Annotated in this window: 17 protein-coding genes; 7 read left to right on the top strand and 10 right to left on the bottom strand. The window is 41.7% G+C overall.

Translation table 11 applies throughout. The annotated features are described in order from the left end of the window. Window positions 1-402 precede the first annotated feature (402 nt). Complete coding sequence (locus A3775_RS03270) at window positions 403-633, top strand: hypothetical protein (RefSeq protein WP_066381713.1); 231 nt, start codon at window positions 403-405, stop codon at window positions 631-633. A gap of 175 nt (window positions 634-808) precedes the next feature. Here the strand turns inward: A3775_RS03270 and A3775_RS03275 are convergent, their stop codons facing one another. From A3775_RS03275 to A3775_RS03295, 5 genes are all read right to left on the bottom strand, one after another. Continuing rightward, window positions 809-1,030 (bottom strand): DUF4327 family protein, encoded by a 222-nt coding sequence (locus A3775_RS03275; protein WP_066381715.1) that lies wholly within the window; start codon window positions 1,028-1,030, stop codon window positions 809-811. Between the two features lie 443 nt (window positions 1,031-1,473). Beyond that, on the bottom strand, window positions 1,474-2,343 hold the full coding sequence (locus A3775_RS03280; protein WP_066381717.1) for a polyphosphate kinase 2 family protein: 870 nt from the start codon (window positions 2,341-2,343) through the stop codon (window positions 1,474-1,476). 40 nt (window positions 2,344-2,383) lie between these two features. After that, window positions 2,384-2,878 (bottom strand): hypothetical protein, encoded by a 495-nt coding sequence (locus A3775_RS03285; RefSeq protein WP_066423818.1) that lies wholly within the window; start codon window positions 2,876-2,878, stop codon window positions 2,384-2,386. A 172-nt stretch (window positions 2,879-3,050) separates the two neighbouring features. Next, window positions 3,051-4,214: a helix-turn-helix domain-containing protein gene (locus tag A3775_RS03290; RefSeq protein ID WP_066381720.1), complete on the bottom strand. Its 1,164-nt coding sequence runs from the start codon at window positions 4,212-4,214 to the stop codon at window positions 3,051-3,053. A 1,077-nt stretch (window positions 4,215-5,291) separates the two neighbouring features. Next, a complete protein-coding gene (locus tag A3775_RS03295) occupies window positions 5,292-5,621 on the bottom strand; it encodes a putative quinol monooxygenase (protein ID WP_066381721.1) in 330 nt (109 codons plus the stop codon). A gap of 910 nt (window positions 5,622-6,531) precedes the next feature. On the opposite strand from A3775_RS03295, the gene A3775_RS03300 reads away from it, so the two are divergent. Together A3775_RS03300 and A3775_RS03305 are read left to right on the top strand one after the other, a co-directional pair. Continuing rightward, complete coding sequence (locus tag A3775_RS03300; RefSeq protein WP_231866930.1) at window positions 6,532-9,846, top strand: PAS domain S-box protein; 3,315 nt, start codon at window positions 6,532-6,534, stop codon at window positions 9,844-9,846. Window positions 9,847-9,939: 93 nt separating this feature from the next. Next, window positions 9,940-10,170, top strand: a complete 231-nt coding sequence (locus A3775_RS03305) for an AbrB/MazE/SpoVT family DNA-binding domain-containing protein (RefSeq protein ID WP_066381724.1) — start codon at window positions 9,940-9,942, stop codon at window positions 10,168-10,170. Here the strand turns inward: A3775_RS03305 and A3775_RS03310 are convergent. From A3775_RS03310 to nifJ, 3 genes are all read right to left on the bottom strand, one after another. Then, window positions 10,167-11,267, bottom strand: coding sequence for an ATP-dependent 6-phosphofructokinase (locus A3775_RS03310; protein WP_066381726.1), 1,101 nt, complete (start codon window positions 11,265-11,267; stop codon window positions 10,167-10,169). The two genes, A3775_RS03305 and A3775_RS03310, sit on opposite strands and share 4 nt — an antisense overlap. Before the next feature lie 110 nt (window positions 11,268-11,377). Then, window positions 11,378-12,409 carry a dihydroorotate dehydrogenase-like protein gene (locus A3775_RS03315; RefSeq protein WP_066381773.1) on the bottom strand — a complete coding sequence of 344 codons (1,032 nt, stop codon included), beginning with the start codon at window positions 12,407-12,409 and terminating at the stop codon, window positions 11,378-11,380. A 94-nt stretch (window positions 12,410-12,503) separates the two neighbouring features. Beyond that, window positions 12,504-16,121 carry a pyruvate:ferredoxin (flavodoxin) oxidoreductase gene (gene nifJ, locus A3775_RS03320; protein WP_066423855.1) on the bottom strand — a complete coding sequence of 1,206 codons (3,618 nt, stop codon included), beginning with the start codon at window positions 16,119-16,121 and terminating at the stop codon, window positions 12,504-12,506. A 690-nt stretch (window positions 16,122-16,811) separates the two neighbouring features. Here nifJ and A3775_RS03325 point away from each other — a divergent pair. From A3775_RS03325 to A3775_RS03335, 3 genes are all read left to right on the top strand, one after another. Then, complete coding sequence (locus A3775_RS03325; protein ID WP_066423822.1) at window positions 16,812-17,063, top strand: hypothetical protein; 252 nt, start codon at window positions 16,812-16,814, stop codon at window positions 17,061-17,063. A 25-nt stretch (window positions 17,064-17,088) separates the two neighbouring features. Continuing rightward, window positions 17,089-17,265, top strand: coding sequence for a hypothetical protein (locus tag A3775_RS24555; protein WP_197480084.1), 177 nt, complete (start codon window positions 17,089-17,091; stop codon window positions 17,263-17,265). A gap of 182 nt (window positions 17,266-17,447) precedes the next feature. Beyond that, window positions 17,448-17,831 carry a beta-lactamase hydrolase domain-containing protein gene (locus tag A3775_RS03335; protein ID WP_066381732.1) on the top strand — a complete coding sequence of 128 codons (384 nt, stop codon included), beginning with the start codon at window positions 17,448-17,450 and terminating at the stop codon, window positions 17,829-17,831. Window positions 17,832-17,890: 59 nt separating this feature from the next. Here A3775_RS03335 and coaE read toward each other — a convergent pair whose 3' ends face one another. Further along, the gene (gene coaE, locus A3775_RS03340) at window positions 17,891-18,475 is read right to left on the bottom strand and encodes a dephospho-CoA kinase (protein WP_066381734.1); all 585 of its coding nucleotides are present in this window, start codon (window positions 18,473-18,475) and stop codon (window positions 17,891-17,893) included. Further along, window positions 18,475-21,039, bottom strand: coding sequence for a PAS domain S-box protein (locus A3775_RS03345; RefSeq protein WP_066381736.1), 2,565 nt, complete (start codon window positions 21,037-21,039; stop codon window positions 18,475-18,477). The genes coaE and A3775_RS03345 overlap by 1 nt, the downstream gene beginning before the upstream one ends. A gap of 305 nt (window positions 21,040-21,344) precedes the next feature. Here A3775_RS03345 and A3775_RS03350 point away from each other — a divergent pair, with 305 nt between their 5' ends. Continuing rightward, window positions 21,345-21,944: a Coq4 family protein gene (locus A3775_RS03350; RefSeq protein WP_066423826.1), complete on the top strand. Its 600-nt coding sequence runs from the start codon at window positions 21,345-21,347 to the stop codon at window positions 21,942-21,944. The last annotated feature ends 67 nt before the right edge of the window (window positions 21,945-22,011 follow it).

Consider the following 22,011-nt stretch of genomic DNA (forward strand, 5'->3'; position numbering starts at 1 on the left):
ATCCCCAATAACATTAAGAGATACTTAAGAAAATGTAGTCAAATGAACTACTCCTAAGCCTCACACCTATGTTTATAGGAAGATATTTTGAGGATCTTGTGAGGATATTAGTCATTAGTTATTAGTTATTAGTCATTAGTGATTGGGCATTGGGGATCGATGCACTAGATTTTCCCCCCTGCTTCCTCCGCTCCCTCCGCTTCTCCTGAGTCCCCTTTTGTGAGTGAACACTTCTAATTTAATGTACAAAAATTACGAACTATTGCGTATGATGTTTTTCCTCACAGAATCCTCATAATTTATTACTATTCTGAAAGTAGAAATAAGTTTTTTATAGTTCTATTTTTTCAATTCACTTTTTTATTTTTCGATAAATACTGTTTTCAAAGAGGATATACGGTGATGATTAGCTGCCCATGTTGTTCTGGTTTACTGTTACCACATATCCGTGGTTCTGAAGTTCATTGGTTTTGTCGCCACTGTTGGCAAGATATGCCAGTCTACAGTATGGAAACTCCTGGTTCCTTAGTTGAGATCATTGTTGCAAAACTCTCTCGTGGTTTTGAGCCGCGAGAACCGGCTGCGACTGTTGAATATATCGAATCGCATGAACTCCAAGATGTGCCACTATAGAGCGATCGCCTGTAAACATGACAATATCCCCCTCCATAAACTAGCGCATTTGTCAACTACTTTTACCTCTGATCTCAAACCCTCGAATTAGTTCGAGGGTTGTTGTTTTTGTGAGAATTTTAGATTGTGATTGTTCAAGAATGGCATTTATGGGGATCAAGGTTAAATGAGAGATTTAGTCTTCTTCCCATCTTTCATGGCTCAACAAGTCAATAATTCTATCTCTGAGCAAAAATTCATTTTTTTCCAATTCCAACTCAAACAATGGCCATTCACGCTCAGAAATGTATTTACATAGAGTATAAATTGGCTGTTGACGGTTAACTAGCCCTTTGGAGACGAGTTGACGTGCTTCATCCTTGATAACCTCAATATCGTATTTGACAGCAGTATCCATAGCTCGTTCCTTCTTATTTCATCAAGGAATAAAGAGTTAAAACAACAAATGTTTTGACTCCACTTTAAACTTATCAAAAAAATTGGTCGAAATTGTGAAGACTCTAAAGATTAAAGCCTATTTATCTAAGTTTGTTTTCAGCCTTTAGATAGACTCATTATTGACGAATTTGTGCATTATGTATATATGAGTTTGACTTAAATTATACCATTTATTTAACTACTGAATATGAGTGATAAATATTCCTGTAGAGTATATTAATCTCTCTTGTGGTTGAATCAGCTTTGATGTAGGAAATACAGTTAAGGTGGGCTATACTTGACATCGTGTCAGATTAAAGAACTTGATATAAGTAGGGGAAGAAAAATTCATGACTAATGACTAATGACTAATGACTAATGACTAATGACTAATGACTAATGACTAATGACTAATGACTACAGCTATTCTTCCTGCTCTAAAATATACTTAGCTTGCAAAAGTTCTTGCTTATATGCTTCACTAACTGTAGGGTATTGCAGATTTAGTTCTTTGAGCTTTGAGCAGATAATATCAGCCACAACTAAACGTGTATACCATTTGTGATCAGCAGGGATAATATACCAAGGAGCGTGTTCAGTGCTGGTGTGATGAAAAACTTCTTCATAAGCTTTCATGTACTCATCCCAGAAAGCTCTTTCGCGGACATCATTTACAGAAAATTTCCAATGTTTTTCCGGGGATTCAATTCTTTGTAAAAACCGCTTTTTTTGTTCCGACTTGGAAACATTCAGAAAAAATTTTAAGACGATAATTCCATTATGGACTAGATATTTTTCAAAATTATTGATTTCGTGGAAACGTTGTTTCCATATCTGATTACCTTTGGGATGATGGGGTAATTGTTGGTTAAGTAAAATTTCTGGATGCACCCGAACTACTAAAACTTCTTCATAGTAGGAACGGTTGAAGATGCCAATACGTCCCCTTTCTGGCAAGGATTTCATGGTTCGCCAGAGATAATCATGATCTAATTCTTCTGCACTGGGGGATTTAAAACTAAATACCTGAAAACCTTGGGGATTCACACCAGACATAACGTGTTTAATGGTGCTATCTTTGCCAGCCGCATCCATTGCTTGAAAGATAATCAGCAAGGCGTAGGTATTTTGAGCATAAAGAACATCTTGATATTCTGCTAGTTTTTCAATATTGGCTTGTAATTTTTTCACCGCCTCAGCTTTATCATGATAAGCATCATGGTAAGCTGGGTCATAATGTTTTAATAGAGAAACTTTTGACCCGGCTGGAAAAATAAAATCATCATGTTTCATTAAAATTAAAAACCTGTAAATTACGATGAATGGCTGAATATTAAAGTTTTGATTTTCTCACTTTTTGTGATTTAGGAGTAGGGCGCATAGCTTCCCGCCCTAAGAGAAACATTCCCGCCACTCCCAAACTGACACACCAGACATATTCATACCAGTATTGACGAATCTGCTCAATGGTATTGAGGTTTGGGTGCAATGTGTGAACATACAGCAGCAACATCAGAAGCATTAACGCCCCAAAACCAACAAAGCTTAAACCTATAAGAATCCTTGCGGGTTTGAGTTCCCAGTCGCTAATTTGCTCTAAGTCAATATTTGAGAGTTCTTGCAAGGAGTTATCAGCCAAATTTGAGGCTACTTGCAAGCGATCGCTCAACTTTGGCGGTAAAATTGGTGTCAATGTCGCAACAGTGGGGCGACGGATGAAAGCTTCTGTATCACGCAACAATTCCAATGGTTTGCGTACTGTCACAGGTTGCATAAATTCCGTCTGATTTGGAGCATTTGAGACATTGGCTTGGCTTTCAACATCCATAGCACGCCTGAGAAGAAACGGGTTTATCAATAGCCTAGCGAATCACTCCCAACCTTGCAATCCGTAGTCATAGAATTGACTTTCCCCACATCATCAGATAGGGTACTGGGGATGAGGAACTCTTGACTGAGAAATAATTTCTTCCTCCGTTTTCTCCCCTTCCTCCCCTTCCCTACTCCCTCAAGATTATGTGTTTCTTCGAGTCAAAACTAATTAACCCTTGTTGTTGTAATTTGCCCATCAATCGTGTAATCGTGACTCTCGTAGTACCACAAGCACTAGCAATATCTTCATGAGTAAAGCGAACAGGTAAGCGAATTCCTTCAGCTACAGGTTCACCTACTTCTTGTTTCAAGAGTTGCAATAAATGATGTAGGCGTTCTTCTACTCGTCGTCTACCACAAATCACTAACAAAGATTCAGTTTGCCTTAACCTCTGATTGATTTTAGGTAATAAAATATGGCTGAGTATGGGAGTTACTGCCATCTCATTAGCATTAATTGATACGAGTTCTACATCTGATAGGGCTGTAGCTTGGTAGAGAGGTAAAGATGTCATACTAGAGCCAAACACCATTTGTGATGTTGCTAACCCGATGAGAACTTCTTCCCCAGCCTCACAAAAGGTACTAAGTTTGACTAAACCTTGGCGAACATACCAAATTACTAACGGGTGTAGGGGAATGTTTTCACCCTTAGTATATGTACAAATTGGGCGTTCTTGACTGAGGAATTGATCATTATTGACTAATCCTAAGTCTTGTTGCTGATGTTGATTAATATGACGCAGTAACCAACGTAAAGAGGTAGCCTTACCATGTTGATTACGAACTACCGTCACCTTCAAAGCTGCATCAAAAGATTCTCCATGATGTTGCTGTAGGCGCAACACTAACTCTCTAACTCTGTCAGACTCAAATAACTCGTTTAGTTCACTCCTAAAGCTTTCTCTTTCTTCCAGTCGGATAAAGTTCATTATCGATTTACCGACTAAGTTATACTTGGCAGCATTCAGCAACTTAGCGGCGGCTAGGTTAGTTTCTTGGATAATCCCTTCTAAATCAGTTACTAAATAGCCATCTGGTGCATACTCAAATAAATCATAGTAATGTAAACGTTCCGCTTCTAACAGATTCCTGGTTTTTAACAGTTGCTCGTTTTGTTGATATAGTTCTTCTGCGGCTAACTGCACCATTTTGGAGTTGCTATAGAGTTCTTTAAAAGCTTGGGGTAGCAAATCTGGTGGAATCCAAGGTAAAACGCTAGCAGTTTGGTATAAATCTGCTAGTTGTTTGTGTAATGCTTCTGCTCGTTGGATAAATTGTTCTATGTTCACTTTAGATTCTCACGAATTGCTTGCAGAGGTTACGGCAAAACTAACTCCATCAATCTTGAGAGGAAGTGCAACGAGCCTGAAGTTATCAATGGTAAAATGTGTATGCAATAAACTACAATTACCGCAACAATAAAGGCTCACAATATCTATCTCTACTGGGATTTAGCTGATTTTTCTATCTCAAACCAAACCACTAGCACAACCATTGGGATACTAAAAATGGACACACTAAAATTTGCAATTCCAGGGATATTCTTATATGTAGATATCAGCGTGGCATGGCATAAACCTAATTTATGATATTGACTGAAAAAAACAGGGAAAAGATATCATAAGGCTTATTGCTTGACATGACATCTATCTTTGGTAGTAAATTCACAAATTTGTGCAATTGCAGCAGTAAAAAGACAATGGTTCAGTAGATGATGCCAAGTTCCTGTTAAAATGGTCAATTAATTAAATTTTTGATTGCTCAAGAACCTAAACAGTTAATCGGGTGCGTCAGTAGGAAGACTTGGTTGGTATTTCCAGGTGTTCTCAGGCTGAAGCAGCCTCGACATGAAACTACACTCCATCACTGCGGTTAAGTATCACCATACTTTCACCAGAATAACTACCAGTAACTAGCCAGACTTCCACCACTGGCATCAAGTCACTATGACTTTATATATAGACTTTAATATAAGCTGTGATGTAGTGAGCAATACAATTGTTTGTTACTTAATCTATTTTCATTTTTGGCTGGATCATCCTTAGCCAAAAAGCCGAGTAATTGTCTTGTATTTTCGGCAAATTGTCCATACTTTTCCGCAGTAGTAATACTAGGGTTATAACTAAGTAGCTCAACTTAAAAAAAGGTAATAATCAGATACCCGACTTCTTTAAAAAGTCGGGTATCTATCCCATCATGATTTTATCTTTAATTATTTTGACCTATTTAAAAAGTCATTTATTATACATAGATTTGTTACATTTTTTATTGTCTACCTGAGAAACTCTAAACTATGACTGTCAAGTTCGCAATTCTGAGGTTTAGAGTTATCTCATCACTATCTGACTATATTCGCAGCTACTTGCTTACTCTTGTGTTGGTGCTGGCTGAATTTCACAAACCAGTTCGTATATAGTCGTTTGTGGTGGATGGGCAAATAAGGGCATCATCTGTTTTAAGATATTTTGGTAAGCCTCACTTTGATTGGCTGCCATATCTTCTACACTTTCCCAGAAAATAATCGATACGCCTTTATCTGTTCCTGGTTCTTGTAATAGGTATGCTTTCTTAAACCCTGTCTTATAGGTTGAAACAGCTTCTTCATAGAGTTGTTTGGCAACTTCAAATTGCCCTGGCTTGAATTCTCCAACCACTACATGAGCAAACTGATGTCTGAGAAAATCTTGAAAGTCCATATAAAATTTTACTCCGTATTTGCTTGTTGAGCATCTGTAATGCTAGCGGCAATATTGACAGATAAGTTCGGTGGTAAATACGTTTTCCCAGTTAGACTTCAGGCGTATTTACTGTATCTACCATACGACAAGCGGCAATAAATATGACACGTATCTGCGAAAAAATAATCAAAAATTAAGATTTAGTTGATTTAATTTGATATTTGTGTGGAAAAACTGGGAAATCAGATGATGAAGCTATTTGTTATCTGATTCATCTTCCTGAAGAAATATAAATTTACAGGCCAAATTATCAACTATTATCAATGCTATCTATAAGTATTTTTTTTCTTTGGGCAATTGGCAGATAAAATAGTTAATGGTAGAAAATTATCAATTGACAATCAAAATTTTGTCACCATTCTATATTTTCTGGGTTAAGTAATAAAAGTTAAATTTTTGTAAAAATCGTCACTTAAGCCTGCAAGAAAAACTCAAAATAATTAAATTTGGGAATGTTGTGACTGCTTGTCTGAGACCATGTTAGTGTCAGTTAGTTGACAGAATTTTAAAATACATCAATGATTCAGGCGATCGCTAGCTCAAAAAAAATAATCTGATAAATTTCAACTCAAGTAGATCCGTAAAAGCATCAAATACGATAATCTCTTTAAAGTAGGAGGTTATCTATTTCTAGATTGACAAGAGAATAATTAGCAACAGTGCCTAAATAGTAATAGCATCCCCGACTGTATCTATGTGGCGCATCAACTAGGCTATCGGCCTAATGATAGCGATATCACAATGTATCTCAAAACTGTTATGAAATGTAATCATCTGACAGCAAGCTGATTAAAGTACCATTAGCTTACTGCCTGTTTCGCTTACTCGTCATGTTGTCAATAGGATAATGAAAATTGACGAATTAACTATGCAATTCAACGAGCGGCTCATCGACTTACCTCTTCCGCATCATGTAATCAACCGTTGTCCATTGACGATTAGCTCTGATAGCTATGTAGTCGATGCCATCAGCTTAATGAATCCACAAACAAGTACAAGTTGGCCTTTGACTCACCTCAACTCGCGCCATTGGCATTTACAAAACACCAATTATGTTTTAGTTGTAGACGCAGGACAGTTAGTAGGCATCTTCACAGCGCAGGATATAGTGAAACTGGCGGCATCAAAAATCAATTTCTGTGAAGTGACAATGACGCAAGTGATGACACAGCCAGTAATCACGAGGAAACTGTCACAGTGCCATAATTTTTTCAGCATCTTGTCGTTATTTCAGGATTATCAGCTTGAGCATTTGCCAATTTTGGACGATGACGGGGAACTGCTAGGAGTGATCACCACAACCGGCTTGTTACAAGCATTGAATCAGTCACAGATGGTGAGCATGATTGAAGGCAGAGAACAAGAGCAACAACAACTCAATCAGCAAAGCTACAAATCGGGACACTGCTCCAGTCAAAAGAATTTTCCACTAGAAGAACAAACGGCAGCATTAGAATTATCCTATCAGCGTTTGCAACAAGAAATCAACGAGCGTCAAAGAGCCGAGGAAGCATTACTAGAGAGCGAGACAAAATTTCGCCATTTTGCCGAAAACCACCAAGCAGTAATTTGGATAGAACGCAATCACTCTAGAGAATTATTATATGTAAACCCAGCTTACGAAAAAATTTGGGGACGCTCTTGTGAAAGTCTACACAGTCATCCTGAGTCTTGGTTGGAAGCTGTACACCCAGAGGATCGCGATCGCCTTCTGGCAGTGATCGCAACTCACGCCCAAGCTACCAATATAGAATACCGCATTTTCCGCCCTGATGGCTCAATGCGTTGGATTTGGGAGCGCAATTTTCCCATCCGTAACGAGTCAGGCACGATTTACTGTTATGCGGGCATGGCTGAAGATATCACAGGGCGCAAGCAAGCAGAAGAAGCCCTACGCCAAAGCGAGGAAAGATTGAGTTTAGCTCTGAAATCCGCCTGTATGGGTCTATTTGACTGGAATCTCTTGACTAATGATGCTATTTGGTCTGCCAATATGGGGCCACTCTATGGTTTACCGGCAGCAACTCTGTGTCCGAGTCAGGAAGACTTTATTAATCTATTACATCCTGAAGACAGACAATCTTTCATTCGGGCTGTGCAGCAGAGTATTGAGCAACAGCAAGAATTTGCGCTTGAATATCGCGTTGTTTGTCCTGATGGTAGCATCCACTGGTTAAGCAGCAAAGCTGTAACTTACTGTGACCAACTCGGTAAGCCGATGAGAATGGTAGGGACAACTAGAGATATCAGCGAACGCAAACAAGCAGAAATTGCCTTACAAGAAAGTGAAGAACGTTATCGTTCTGTAGTTACAGCCATGCAAGAGGGCGTAGTGCTACATGATCATCATGGGAGAATCATCGCTTGTAATGCCAGTGCGGAGAGGATTTTGGGATTATCTCAAGATCAGATATTAGGGCGTGCGTGTTGTGATGCTGCTTGGCATACCACTTATGAAGACGGTTCTGCCTTTCCTGGTGAACAGCATCCCGCAATGGTGACATTACGTACAGGCAAACCCTGCACAAATGTAGTGATGGGAGTCTGCAAACCCAACGGGCAACTTAGCTGGATTTCAATTAATTCTCAGCCGCTATTGCGGGAACAGGAAACCAGTCCTTATGCAGTGGTGGCTTCCTTTTCTGATATTACCGAGCGTAAACAAGCTGAACAAAAAATCCACGAACAAGCTGCCCTACTCGACATTGCTACCGATGGGATTTTTGTCAAAGACTTACAACATCAGATTTCATTCTGGAATCAAGGAGCCGAGCGTCTCTATGGTTGGTTAGCCGAGGAGGTGATAGGCAAAAAATCCCAGGATTTATTATCTTCAGAACCAATGTCTCCCATCCATCAAGAAGCGATGAAGATTGTCATTGCGACTGGGGTGTGGCATGGTGAATTGCAGAAAGTGACTAAATCCGGCAAAGATATGATTGTGGAAAGCCGTTGGACATTGATGCGCGACGCAGCCGGCAAACCTAAATCAATTTTGATTGTAGATACCGACATCACCCAAAAAAAACAACTCGAAGAGCAGTTTTTCCGGGCGCAACGGTTAGAAAGTTTAGGCACACTAGCTGGTGGAATTGCCCATGATTTAAATAATATTTTGACTCCGATTGTGGCATCGGCTCAACTACTCAAAACTAGAATTCAGAAAAATCCAGAGCGATCGCAACAACTGATCGAGATTGTGGAAAACAACGCCAAACGCGGAGCCGCCTTAGTCAAGCAAGTGTTATCCTTTGCGCGGGGATTCAAAGGAGAACGCACCATCGTACAACTCAAACACCTGATTGCTGACATTATCTTAATTGGTAAACAGACTTTCCCTAAATCTATTGAATTTACCACTAATTTATCATCAGACCTCTGGGCTGTTTCTGGAGATATCACCCAATTACATCAAGTTTTAATGAACTTGGTAGTTAATGCCCGTGATGCCATGCCACAGGGCGGTAGAATTACCATCACGGCGGAAAATGTGTTTATTGATGAGGCTTATGCCAGCATGAATCTGAATGCCAAAGTCGGGCATTACATTTTAGTAAAAGTTATAGATACAGGTGTGGGGATGCCGCCCCAAGTATTAGATCGAATTTTTGAACCATTCTTTACGACTAAAGAAGTAGGTACTGGTACTGGATTAGGTTTGGCGACTGTATTAGGGATTACCAAAAGCCACGGCGGTTTTATGACTGTATTGAGCAAAGTGAGTCAAGGTAGTCAATTTCAGCTGTTCTTGCCAGCAGTACAAGCAATGCCAGATTTAACCACAGACGAGTTAGAAATACCGCAAGGCAACAGAGAATTGATTTTAGTTGTGGATGATGAACCCCAAATCTGTGAAATTGTTCAGATGATCCTAGAGAGTCACAACTATAGAATTATCACAGCTTGTAATGGCATTGAGGCGATCGCACTTTATGCCCAACACAAGCATCAAATTAGTGTCGTCCTCATGGATTTAATGATGCCAGAAATGGATGGAACTACTGCCATTCGCACTATGCAAAGAATGAACTGTAACGTGCAGATTATTGCTTCTAGCGGCATCAGTTCCACGGAAGGCTTAACAAAAGCATCTGAGATGGGTGTGCAGCAAGTTCTGCCCAAACCTTTCACGGCTAAAGAGTTGTTATATACCTTGCACAATACACTCGGAGGCAGGAAGTAGGAAACAGGGCATTAGGCATCGATGCACTGAGGCTGCTGCCCGAATTAGCTAAAATACTAGCAATATCAATATTTTTTCTGCTTGGTAACAGAGATGGAAATTACTAAATTGTCTGATGAAGGACGAGTCATGATTCCTGAAGAATTACGCAAATCTCACGGTTGGGAAGTTGGCCAGGAACTAATAGTAATTGCAATTGGTGATGGGATTCTTTTAAAACCCAGAAAAACTTTTCCTGAAACCACTTTGGATGATGTTGCAGGTTGTTTGCAGTATCAAGGCAGTCCCAAGACTCTTGAAGATATGAATAATGCTATTTTTTAACTTTTCTCGCCTACATAAATCCCCAAAGAACGCGCACTCTGTACTAAATAGCCATGCGGATCTACGTGTAAGGGACTTTGGGCTACAGCTTCTTGAATGGGAACAGAGACAACTTGGCCATTTTGCCAAGCTAGCATTTGACCATACTTATCTTGAGCGATTAAATCAACGGCTGCTTTCCCAAAAACTGTGGCTGTCAAACGGTCTAATGCTGATGGTATCCCACCACGCTGAATATGTCCTAAAACAGAAACTCTGGTATCAATCATATCACGACTGCAAAAAGCAATTTGTTCGGCGATATATTGACCTTTGCCGCATTTGGGGGTGGGGAGAGAAGCGGTAGCACTATCTGTTTTGATTTCCTTGTTGCCTAAATTGCACATATCGTCTACGCACAATTTTGCACCTTCGGCAACTACAATTATCCCAAATTTGCGCCGCCAGCGATCGCGCAATTCTGCTAGATGTTGACATAATCCCTTGATTGTGTATTCTAGTTCTGGGATTAAAATTACATCTGCACCCCCAGCGATTCCGGCGTGGAGTGCTAAATGCCCGGCGGAGCGTCCCATGACTTCCACAACCATGACGCGATCGTGACTAGCGGCGGTAAAGGTGAGACGATTTAAAGCATCAACAATCGTATTCACAGCTGTATCAAAGCCAATGGCTCGTTCCGTCAGGGCGACATCATTATCTATAGTTTTGGGAATAGCAACTAAATTCCAATTACCTTTTTGCGCCAGTTGATTGATAATGCCTAAACTCCCATCACCACCAATGGCAATCAACCCATCCAAACCTAACGCCTCATAACTGGCGAGCATTTCATCTACACGACTTAAGGTATCGCCCTTATTAATCGTGCCGAGAATTGTGCCGCCCATATTCAGCAGGGGATCGATACCGCGCAAATCCCAACCGTGACAATTGAGAGCGATCGTTTGACGCTCCAATAAACCTTGAGTAGCGTAGGGAATACCTAATACTTCCCAATCATAAGTAAGTGTAGCATGGCTGACAACGGCTCGAATCACACAATTGAGTCCCGGACAGTCGCCGCCACTGGTAAGAATGCCAATTCGTTTACGCATAAAAATTAGGGAGTAGGGAGTGGGGAGGCAGGGGAGGCAGGGGAGGCAGGGGAGGCAGGGGAGGCGGAGGGGAAAAATCCAGTCCCTTCCAATCCCCAGTCCCCAATCCCTCATCCGTGATAATGAGAAGGTTCGTAAACTCGCCCCCATTCTGGTTTATATGTTTGCAATGCTCGCATATATTGAGCGCGTTCAAAGGCTGTGGGGTTAGGACAGTTTTTCTGGCTCATGCTGCCTTGCATCTGTTGTACAGATTCATATTCGTGTTTTTCCATCCATTGAAGCATTTCTTTTTCTATACATCGCAGATGATTGATTCCATGTCGTAATAACACAGAACACAGCATGGTGATATTTGCGCCAGCCATCAGCATCTTTAACACATCATGGGCGTTGTGAATGCCACTGGTAGCGGCTAAGTTAGCATTGATCTGACCGTATAAAATCGCAATCCAGCGTAACGGTAAACGCATGGCTTGGGGTGTACTTAACAATACATGGGGTTCTACTTCTAGGTGTTCTAAGTTAATATCTGGCTGGTAAAAGCGGTTAAATAGCACTAAGGCATCAGCACCAGCATGATCTAAACGCTGCGCCATGTTGGCCATGTTGGTAAAATAAGGACTGAGCTTGATTGATACAGGAATAGAAACCGAGGCTTTCACTGTCCTCACCATATTGATATAGCTCTGCTCTATCTGCTCACCTGTGATGTCTGGGTTGGTTTGCACAGAGTAAATATTTAATTCTAAGGCAGCTGCTCCAGCTTGTTCGGTCATTCTGGCGTAGTCAGTCCAGCCATCTAGTGACACACCGTTAAGACTGGCAATAATGGGAATTTTAACCTTTTGTTTGGCTTTGTAAATCAAATCTAGATATTCGTCGGGGCCAAGGCGGAAATTTTCCGGTTCGGGGAAGTAGCTCAAAGACTCAGGAAAGCTTTCGGTTCCATAGGTAAGATGATGATGCAGTTCGTAACTTTCCATGCTCAACTGTTCTTCAAACAGGGAAGGCAGGACAATCGCACCCGCACCGGCATCTTCCATCCACACAATGTTATCAATGTCTCCCGTCAGGGGCGATGCTGAAGGCACCAGTGGCGATCGCAATTTCATCCCCATATAATTTGTGCTTAAATCCATATTGCTATAATCCTTTGTATCTAAATAGACATACATATTAGGCAGTTTAGGAGTGTAGGATTGAGGTCTTGACAACCCGGACACTCCTGAATCCTCATACCCCTAAACCTGGAGAATGCGAGATATCTTTCCCGTTCTTCTCTGATTTATTGCTAGTACCATTTGCTACTTGTCGCGCCGCTAAATATTGGTACATTTGCCAGCGCAAATGCACATCATTTTGCGCTTCTTGCAGCAATTCTTGAGCAACTTCTGGGTTAATTTTTGTTAACATCTTGAAGCGGTTTTCTCGATACATTGACTCTTCTACAGGTAATCTGGGTGTACGTGAGTCAAGTTGTAGGGGATTTTTACCTTGCTTCACTAGGTCGGGATGATAGCGATACAATAACCATCTACCAGAATCAACGGCGGCTTTTTGATTCTGCATGGCTGTACTGATGTTGATGCCGTGGGCTATACAATGGCTGTAAGCAATAATAATGGAAGGGCCATCATAAGCTTCAGCTTCTAAAAAGGCTTTGAGGGTATGTTCATCTTTTGCACCCATCGCCACACTCGCCACGTAAACATTACCGTAAGTCATGGCGATTAAACCCAAGTCTTTTTTCGTCGCCGGTTTACCGCCAGCCGCGAATTTAGCTACCGCCCCCTTGGGTGTAGATTTGGACATTTGTCCGCCTGTGTTAGAATACACTTCTGTGTCTAACACGAGAATATTCACGTTGCGACCACTGGCTATGACATGATCTAATCCGCCAAAACCGATATCATAAGCCCAACCGTCACCGCCGATAATCCAGACGCTCTTTTTCACGAGATAATCAGCCAGACTTAAGAGTTGTTGGGCTTTGGGGTGTTCGTTGGCGATGGCTGCTAACCGTTGTTTGAGTAGCTGCACGCGATCGCGCTGTTCCCAAATCTCCGCCTCTCCTGTTTGCTGATTATTCAGGATATCTGCAACTAATTCTGTACCTACCTGATTCGCCAACTTTTGTAATAATTGAACAGCGAACTCGGTTTGTTTATCAATAGAAATACGGAAGCCCAAACCAAACTCGGCGTTATCTTCAAACAAGCTATTAGACCAAGCAGGGCCGCGTCCTTCGGCGTTGTGTGTCCAGGGGGTGGTGGGTAAATTGCCGCCGTAGATGGAAGAACAACCTGTGGCATTGGCAACAATCATGCGATCGCCAAACAATTGTGTGGCTAACTTAATATAGGGTGTCTCACCACAACCCGCACAAGCCCCAGAGAATTCAAACAACGGTTCTTGCATCTGCTGCTGATTAATATGATTCAGCTTCAAGTCGCGTCTGTCAGGGTTAGGCATACTCAAGAAGAAATCCCAATTTTCCCTCTCGGCTTCCCTTAACGGCAATTGGGCTGCCATATTAATCGCCTTATTGCGTGGTTGAGCCTTATTCTTCGCCGGACAGACATCAACGCAGATACCGCAACCAGTACAGTCTTCGGCTGCTACTTGGATAGTGAATTTCAAATCATGCCAATCATGATCTTTAGCATTCGCACTCTTAAAAGTCGGTGGTGCATTTTCTAATAATTCTGGTTCGTAAACCTTACTGCGAATCACACTGTGCGGACACACCATCACACACTTACCGCATTGAATGCAGACATCAGGATCCCAAACCGGAATTTCTTGGGCAATATTGCGTTTTTCCCATTTCGCCGTACCTGTGGGATATGTGCCATCAACGGGTAAAGCACTCACAGGTAACTCATCCCCCGCACGGGCGATAATTTTACCCAGAACATCGCGGACGAATGGAGGGGCAGTTTCGGGAATTGGGGATTGGGGACTCTTGGCTCTTGACTGGGAATATTCGGCTGTGATTTCTAGTTGGTATAAGTTTTCCAAGGTGGTATCAACCGCTTGGATATTCATTTGGACGATTTGTTCGCCTTTTTTGCCGTAGGTTTTGCGGATAGATTTCTTAATTTCTGCAATCGCTTCTTCCCTGGGCAGTACACCAGACAAAGCAAAGAAACAGACTTGCATGACTGTGTTAATTCTGTTTGCCATCCCCGCTTCACGGGCTACTTTGTAGGCGTTAATGGCATAAACTTTTAGCTGTTTCTCCTGAATTTGGGCTTTGATGGCATCCGGTAGTTGTTGCCAGACTTGTTCTCTGTCGTAGGGAGCATTGATTAAGAATGTCCCTCCTGGTACAATGTCTTTCAAGATGGGGAACTTTTCTAAAAATTCCCACTGATGGCAAGCGACAAAGTTGGCTTTGGTGATTAAGTATGTAGAACGGATGGGTTGAGAACCAAAGCGCAGATGTGAAACAGTTACAGAACCAGATTTTTTCGAGTCGTAAACAAAGTAGCCTTGGGCGTAATTGTTGGTTTCTTCGCCAATAATTTTAATTGAATTTTTATTCGCGCCGACTGTCCCATCAGAACCTAAGCCGTAAAATATAGCTCTGACTATATTATCCGGTTCGATGCTGAAATTAGGGTCATAATCTAAGCTGGTGTGGGTGACATCATCATTGATGCCGATGGTGAAATGATTTTTGGGTGTCGTTTGGGCTAAGTTATCAAAAATGCCCTTCACCATTGCCGGTGTAAATTCTTTCGATGACAAACCATAACGCCCACCAACTACTTTGGGTAAGGTGTCACCCATTTCCTCATGTAAGGCTGTCACCACATCCAAATACAACGGTTCACCCGATGCGCCTGGTTCTTTAGTCCGATCTAAAACGGCGATGCTGCGAGTCGTGGGGGGTAAGGCGGCGAGAAATCTTTGGTTATCAAAGGGGCGATATAAACGCACTTTCACTACACCCACTTTTGCGCCTTGGGCGTTGAGATAGTCTACTGTTTCATGGACTGTCTCGCAACCAGAACTCATGAGGACAATCACCTTTTCGGCGGCGGGGTGTCCGTGATATTCAAATAATTGATATTGTCTGCCTGTGAGTTGGGCGAATTCGTCCATCACTTTTTGGGTGATGTCTGGACAAGCTAGATAATAAGGGTTGACGGTTTCTCTGGCTTGGAAATAGACATCAGGGTTTTGGGCTGTACCACGTAACACGGGCTTATCTGGAGTGAGGGCGCGTGAACGATGGGCAATGACTAATTCATCAGGAATGAATGCTTGTAAGTCTGCGTCTGTTAAGATTTCAACTTTATTAACTTCGTGGGAGGTACGAAAACCGTCAAAAAAGTGTAGGAAAGGTATACGTGATTCTAAGGAGGCTTTTGTGGAAATTAAGCCGAAATCATGGGCTTCTTGCACAGAAGCGGCGCATAACATCCCAAAACCAGTACCACGGCAAGCCATGACATCACTATGATCTCCGAAAATTGACAGGGCTTGAGCCGCGAGCGATCGCGCCGCAATATGAAATACTGTAGGTGTGAGTTCACCAGCAATTTTATACATATTCGGGATCATCAACAATAATCCCTGAGATGCGGTGAAAGTGGTGGTTAGTGAGCCAGTTTGCAAAGCCCCATGTACTGCACCAGCAACTCCGCCTTCACTCTGCATCTGTACTACTGTCGGTACAGTACCCCAAATGTTGGGTTTGTCTTCACTAGCCCAAGCATCCGCCCATTCTGCCATCGGGGAAGAAGGCGTAATTGGATAAATGGCAATGACTTCATTGAGTCGATACACAACTTTAGCCACAGCCTCATTACCGTCTATCGTGGCAAAGTTTCTCTTGTTCATCTTGTTGTCGTTTAAGAGTTGCTGAACTCTGTCGGGAAATTGGGGAATGGGGTGTGGGGAATAGGGAATAGGGTTTTTCATCTTCTGCTTGTGTAATTTTTTCAGATAGAAACGTGATTAATCTTGTGTGTACACAATTCGGATGTATGAGATATTCCATTTAGAAGTTAAAAGGAAAATTTGAGGAACTTGTGAGGAGAATATCCCAGATGTCTAGAAAATGACTGTAAGTAGTCGGTAGAGAAAATTTTTTTTAGCTGCTGTGCTAGCTGGCAACACTCCTCACTCTTGAGTAAAAAATCCTAGCTTTTAACCTCAGCTTCCTTAACCTGACATCTTCCGAAAGGAAAAAATTTTGTCCTGTAGACCATTTCCTCACAACTTCCTCAAATTCTTCTTATAAGTTTAAAAGTGTAGAAAGTGCCAGCATGAGTTGGACAATCTCAATAGCTGGCTTCACGCTAACAACGGCTACAACTATCTCTGGTACAACATCTGTCTGGGTATTGCCGTACTTGTGAGCAGATGTGTTTACAGGGAGATATTTTTGTAGTTAAAAAGTTGTAGAAGTCAGCTATGAACATCCAACACCGCTACTGGGTTCATCAACAAGCGATGCTGGCTTTATCTTACTATTATTTTTGACCTATCAATATCTATACCTTTTAGCATTTTCTACCCATATATTCTATGTCATATCAACAATCTGCAAAAAAAATCATAGTAGCAATCAGCCATTTTTTTAATCAACCGCTTTTTGCTAGGGAAATAGTGTTAAATCCGGTAAAATTTTGGCATATTTACCAAAATCAACAAATGTTAGAGGAGTGCTGGCAATATGACATCATTCAATCTCTAGAAGAATGTTGGCATCTGCCAGAAAATCAGTTATTAAATAACTGCTTGCCATCAGAAAACGATTCGCAATCAATCATTGTTTAAAATCATTTTCCCTGGAGCCAAATTTATGAATACTACCCATAGCTTCCGCCAAAAAATGCAGCAATTCCAAAACTCAGGTATGCAAGTAATTAACTATATTTCAGGTGCAGTTGCCAGAATTTTTGGTGTGCGAGATGATGACTATCCGGCAACCGGATTTCAACCTTATGAGGGTGAACCTGCAAAAAAACAAGATTTTTGAATATCTATCAGCAACCACTTTGGTTACTGACAGGAAAACTTGGTGGTGAGAGTTCAGGAGATAGAAAAATTAAAATTTCTGCAATCATTATGACTAGCCTTGTGTGCGTGCTAATTCCTCCTGAGTTCTTACTATTTGAGTTATCTGTAAACCTGTTGACTCAATATTAGCAAGGTGGTGATATGGATATCATCCGCAAAATTAACAATGAATTAGCCATTACCGGGCAAATTACGCCAGAGCAATTTTCACAAATTATTGCTGATGGTTATAAGTCTGTACTTAACCTGCGATCGCCTGATGAATCCAATTTATTAGATGATGAAAAAGACAAGCTAGAATTATTAGGATTTTTCTATATCAATTTTCCTACCAAGGTTGAAGATATTAACCATCAAACTACACTGGAAGTGTTAAAGATTATCCATGAATTACCTAAACCTGCCTTGATTCATTGTGATAATGCTATTCGTTCAGCAGTTATCGCTATGTTATACATTGCCACTAAACAAGGTATTACCTTTGACAAAGCAATTGAACTAACTGCTAATTTAGGTTTAATATAATTTAATATTTGGATTTGCAGGTTTTTTCATTAAATAAAATTTGATAAATGCTTTAGTAATCAATTTTTTATGGCGATGTCTATCTGTTTTAATAGTGCTTCTAAGGTGCTGGAGTTGTCTAATACAACATCGGCGCGGGCGGCTTTTTCTGCGAGGGATAATTGGCTATTGATGCGGGATGCGGCTTGTGCTGTGGTTAGATGATTGCGCTTGATTAATCTTTGCAATTGTTGGGATTCTGAACAAGTCACTACCCAAATTTCTGTAACTAAGTTAGTCATCTGTGCTTCAAATAGTAAAGGGATGACTAAGACTAGAGTTGGTGCCGACGATTCAGACATGGCCTTGAGCAAGCGATCGCGCACATAGGGATGTATGATATTCTCTAACCACAGGCGTTCTGCTGGTTGATTAAAGATAATTTCCCCTAGTTGTTGGCGGTTGAGGCTACCATCGGGGAGTAATATTTCTTCACCATAACGACGAGCGATCGCATCTAAAATAGGAGAACCTAAAGATACTGCATCCCTAGCATAAATATCAGCATCTAAAATCGGTAAATCATAAGCACTAGCTAAATAATTAGCTACAGTAGTTTTGCCTGTAGCAATTCCCCCAGTTAAGCCGATGATGCGTTGAGTCATTAGTTATGAGTGATTTTTCTCTGTGCTAACTTAGTAATCAAGGATAGCAGCAGATGAGAATTGATTGGTTTGGCAAGATGAAATTGAAAACCAGCCGCAAGGGCTTGGTGTTTATCCTTGTCACTAGCGTAGGCAGTCAGGGCGATCGCTGGCATTTCTCGCTTAAATGGAGATGATAGGGAACGAATCTTTTTAATTAAGCTATAACCATTCATTTGTGGCATGCCAATATCGCTCACCAAAACATCAAAATGCGACTGAGAAAGAGCCTCAAGGGCAGCCGTCGCCGAAGATACCGCCGTCACTAAACCACCTTCTTCTTCTAAGAGAAAAGTAATCAACTCTAGATTATCAATCTCATCGTCCACCACCAACACACGCACATTCTCTAAATCAAAACCTGGATTTTCTCCCAAAGAAGAAGACACCGGAGTAGCAGCAGCAACCAAAGGCAACCCAACAGTAAAAGTTGCCCCCTTTCCCTCTCCCAGACTGTCAACGGTGACTGTACCACCATGCGCTTCTACAACTTGCCGCACGATAGCTAATCCTAAGCCTAACCCACCAAATCGGCGAGTGGTGGAGCTATCTTGTTGTTTGAACAACTCAAACACATGAGGCAGGAACTCAGGCTGGATGCCTTTACCAGTATCACTCACTTGGATGTGAGCATGACAACCAACTGGAGTTAATTGCACAGTCACCTGTCCGCCTTCTGGTGTAAACTTAATCGCATTTGACAGCAGATTCCATACTACCTGTTGCAGTCTGCCAGCATCACCCATCACCTGCCCCACATTGGGAGCAAGTGACACCATTAGCTGAATTGATTTTGCTTCTAACGCTAACTGTACCGTTTCTATAGCCGCCTTGATGGGAGTTTCTAAGGCAACTAAAGCAAAATTCATAGACAGTTTACCGCGCATGATTCGAGAAATATCCAGCAAATCATCAATTAGTTGTACCTGTTGTTGAGCATTGCGCTCAATAGTAGCTAGTCCTTGCTGAAACTTTTCGGGATGAAGTCGAGTAGTTTGCAGCAGTTTTGCCCAGCCCAAAATCGGATTTAGGGGTGTTCGCAATTCATGGGAGAGAACCGCTAAAAACTCATCTTTCATCCGGTTAGCGGTTTCGGCTGCTTCCCTGGCAGCTTGTTCACGTTCTAGCAACAGTTCTCGCTCGGTTTCGGCTGCTTTTTGGGCGGTAATGTCAGTATTTGTACCAAACCAACGCAACACCTTACCCTGCTCATCACGCACAGGAATAGCTCGTGACAAAAACCAGCGATATTGTCCATCATGACTTCGTAGGGGAAATGTATCTTCCCAAGTTTCGCCAGTAGCAAAGCAATGGCGAATTTTCTCCACCACTCGCTCCACGTGTTCAGGGTGATGTACTTTTTGCCAGCCCCAGCCTTCCATTGCCGCCAATGTTGTACCAGTGTAATCAAACCAGCGTCGGCTGTACCAAAAAATCCAACCGTTCTCATCTGCCATCCAGGCGAGTTGGGGGATATTATCAGCTAAAGTCCGAAACCGTTCCTCACTTTCTCGCAGGGCTGCCTCTGTCTGTTTGCGTTTAGTCAAATCAATCACAAAGCTTACTCCTTGGCTTTGAGAATCAACAAACATCGCACCGCCCAAGAGAACAGGGATACGAGTACCATCCTTGCGAATATATTCTTTTTCCAAAACGTCACAGGTGGATTGTTGCATTTTCTGCAACGAATCATTACTCCAAGTGATTTGTTCTACAGGAGTGAGCGATCGCCAGTTTAATCTACCCGCTTGTAAATCTTCGCGCGTATAGCCCACCATATTCAAAAAAGCATCATTGGCATCTAAAACTGATCCGTCTAAATCCCAAAACATCACACCGATTAAATTCAGTTTGACTAACTGTCTGAGCCGAGCATTACTTTGATCCAAAGCCTTTTCAGCTTGTTTGCTGTCAGTAATATCGAATGCAGTGCCAAAAAACCCGACTGCCCGCCTAGACGCTCCCTCACCGGTAAATTGGGCTTTTCCATTCGCCGACAGCCATCGCTCAGTTCCGTCAGACCACAGAATTCGGTAGTCTAGTTCGTAACTACCCGAAGACTGAGGATTAAGAGCCGCATTCATCGCTTGGGTTACGGATGCTCTGTCATCAGGATGTATGCGCGCCATCACCCTTGACAGGGGAATCATCACGGTGTCATCCGGCTCACCCCAAATCTCGCGCATCCGCCCATCGATTTCTACAATCTCTGTGCTGGGGTTGTAACGCCAAGTTCCCAACCGAGCCACCTGAATCGCCAATCTTGCCCGCTCCTCGCTTTCCTGTAATGCTTGCTCATGATGAGAAGCATCAACATTACTATCGCTTTTGCCAATATCAACGCTCACAGAATTAGGCTGTAAGCTGCGGGCGTAGCGTTCGATAACTTCAGAACAGGAAATACCATGTTCTGAAGCTTGCTGTTCTAGGATTTGCCAAGCAGTTTTAGTTAAAGATAGCCTAAATGCTTGCTTTGGTTCTGAGTCCCAAGCCTGAATAAATCTGCCTTTGTGATCACGTTTCATTAGATATTACCCGTATGGCCATACGGCTTGATCAATTAAACGTGATTAATGTGTTCGTAAAAACATCCCGAAGATAGATTCAGCTTTCTTCGGATATGATATGAGATTTAGCAGGAGCAATTAGCACCCAGAGCAAACTTCTCTGAATTTCACCACAAATGAGTGCATAACTAACCACGCCCAGAGAGATAACTATTCAAGCTCAATAAAAACCGATATCCATCAGCGTTATGTGCTGGCGTGGTTGAACAAGCAAGCAGCCGCCGCAGTTGAAGTCAAAGTAAAATTTGAGGTAGCAACTGATCATGCTCAAACAATTACAAAAAATCAAGGCTCTTGTGGCTGCTAAAAAATCCGGCAACCTTGGTGATTTCGCTATTCTTAAGTCTGATTTACTTGGTGCTAAAGTTGCACCGGAAACCGCCGCTAAATTACAACCGTTAGCAGGATATCATCCCCCGATTGATTTAGAACAATTAAGTCAATATCCTCCTGGTACATTCGGTCGAGAATATGCCAATTATATGCAAGCCAACCATCTCCAACCACTCAATGTTAGCCCAGAATTAGAGGATGTGGCGAGGCGCAACGTCTTTGCTTTACGCTACGTTGTCACCCATGATATTTTTCATATTTTACTTGGCTTTGATACTAGCTACGCTGGAGAAATTGGTGTATTAGCTTTTGCTGCGGAGCAGAACTATAGTAAGTCACTTAAAATTAGTGTCAAAATAGCTAAATGGCTTTATCCTTTACTTGCTCCCCAACAAACAAAATTGATTTTCGCTAACCTGAAAAAAGGTGAAAAAATCGGCAAAAGAGCCGGTTTTATGTTAAATTATCGCTTTGAAGAACACTGGCAAGAACCTCTAGAGAAATTAAAAAATAGTCTAGGATTGGTATAATTTCCGACTGTTATACTAATTCAAGATTGTGTTGTTTCCTAAAAAAATGTGTAAAAATAAAAATTAG

Origin of the sequence: Anabaena sp. 4-3 (genome assembly GCF_001597745.1) — a bacterium.
In the GTDB taxonomy this organism is placed as follows: domain Bacteria; phylum Cyanobacteriota; class Cyanobacteriia; order Cyanobacteriales; family Nostocaceae; genus Trichormus.

What these genes read in the sequence shown, in the direction of transcription:
- A3775_RS03270 (WP_066381713.1), top strand. Translation starts at nt 403, where the DNA reads ATGATTAGCTGCCCATGTTGTTCTGGTTTACTGTTACCACATATCCGT.
- A3775_RS03275 (WP_066381715.1), bottom strand. Translation starts at nt 1,030, where the DNA reads ATGGATACTGCTGTCAAATACGATATTGAGGTTATCAAGGATGAAGCA.
- A3775_RS03280 (WP_066381717.1), bottom strand. Translation starts at nt 2,343, where the DNA reads ATGAAACATGATGATTTTATTTTTCCAGCCGGGTCAAAAGTTTCTCTA.
- A3775_RS03285 (WP_066423818.1), bottom strand. Translation starts at nt 2,878, where the DNA reads ATGGATGTTGAAAGCCAAGCCAATGTCTCAAATGCTCCAAATCAGACG.
- A3775_RS03295 (WP_066381721.1), bottom strand. Translation starts at nt 5,621, where the DNA reads ATGGACTTTCAAGATTTTCTCAGACATCAGTTTGCTCATGTAGTGGTT.
- A3775_RS03300 (WP_231866930.1), top strand. Translation starts at nt 6,532, where the DNA reads ATGCAATTCAACGAGCGGCTCATCGACTTACCTCTTCCGCATCATGTA.
- A3775_RS03305 (WP_066381724.1), top strand. Translation starts at nt 9,940, where the DNA reads ATGGAAATTACTAAATTGTCTGATGAAGGACGAGTCATGATTCCTGAA.
- A3775_RS03310 (WP_066381726.1), bottom strand. Translation starts at nt 11,267, where the DNA reads ATGCGTAAACGAATTGGCATTCTTACCAGTGGCGGCGACTGTCCGGGA.
- A3775_RS03315 (WP_066381773.1), bottom strand. Translation starts at nt 12,409, where the DNA reads ATGGATTTAAGCACAAATTATATGGGGATGAAATTGCGATCGCCACTG.
- nifJ (WP_066423855.1), bottom strand. Translation starts at nt 16,121, where the DNA reads ATGAACAAGAGAAACTTTGCCACGATAGACGGTAATGAGGCTGTGGCT.
- A3775_RS03325 (WP_066423822.1), top strand. Translation starts at nt 16,812, where the DNA reads ATGTCATATCAACAATCTGCAAAAAAAATCATAGTAGCAATCAGCCAT.
- A3775_RS24555 (WP_197480084.1), top strand. Translation starts at nt 17,089, where the DNA reads ATGAATACTACCCATAGCTTCCGCCAAAAAATGCAGCAATTCCAAAAC.
- A3775_RS03335 (WP_066381732.1), top strand. Translation starts at nt 17,448, where the DNA reads ATGGATATCATCCGCAAAATTAACAATGAATTAGCCATTACCGGGCAA.
- coaE (WP_066381734.1), bottom strand. Translation starts at nt 18,475, where the DNA reads ATGACTCAACGCATCATCGGCTTAACTGGGGGAATTGCTACAGGCAAA.
- A3775_RS03345 (WP_066381736.1), bottom strand. Translation starts at nt 21,039, where the DNA reads ATGAAACGTGATCACAAAGGCAGATTTATTCAGGCTTGGGACTCAGAA.
- A3775_RS03350 (WP_066423826.1), top strand. Translation starts at nt 21,345, where the DNA reads ATGCTCAAACAATTACAAAAAATCAAGGCTCTTGTGGCTGCTAAAAAA.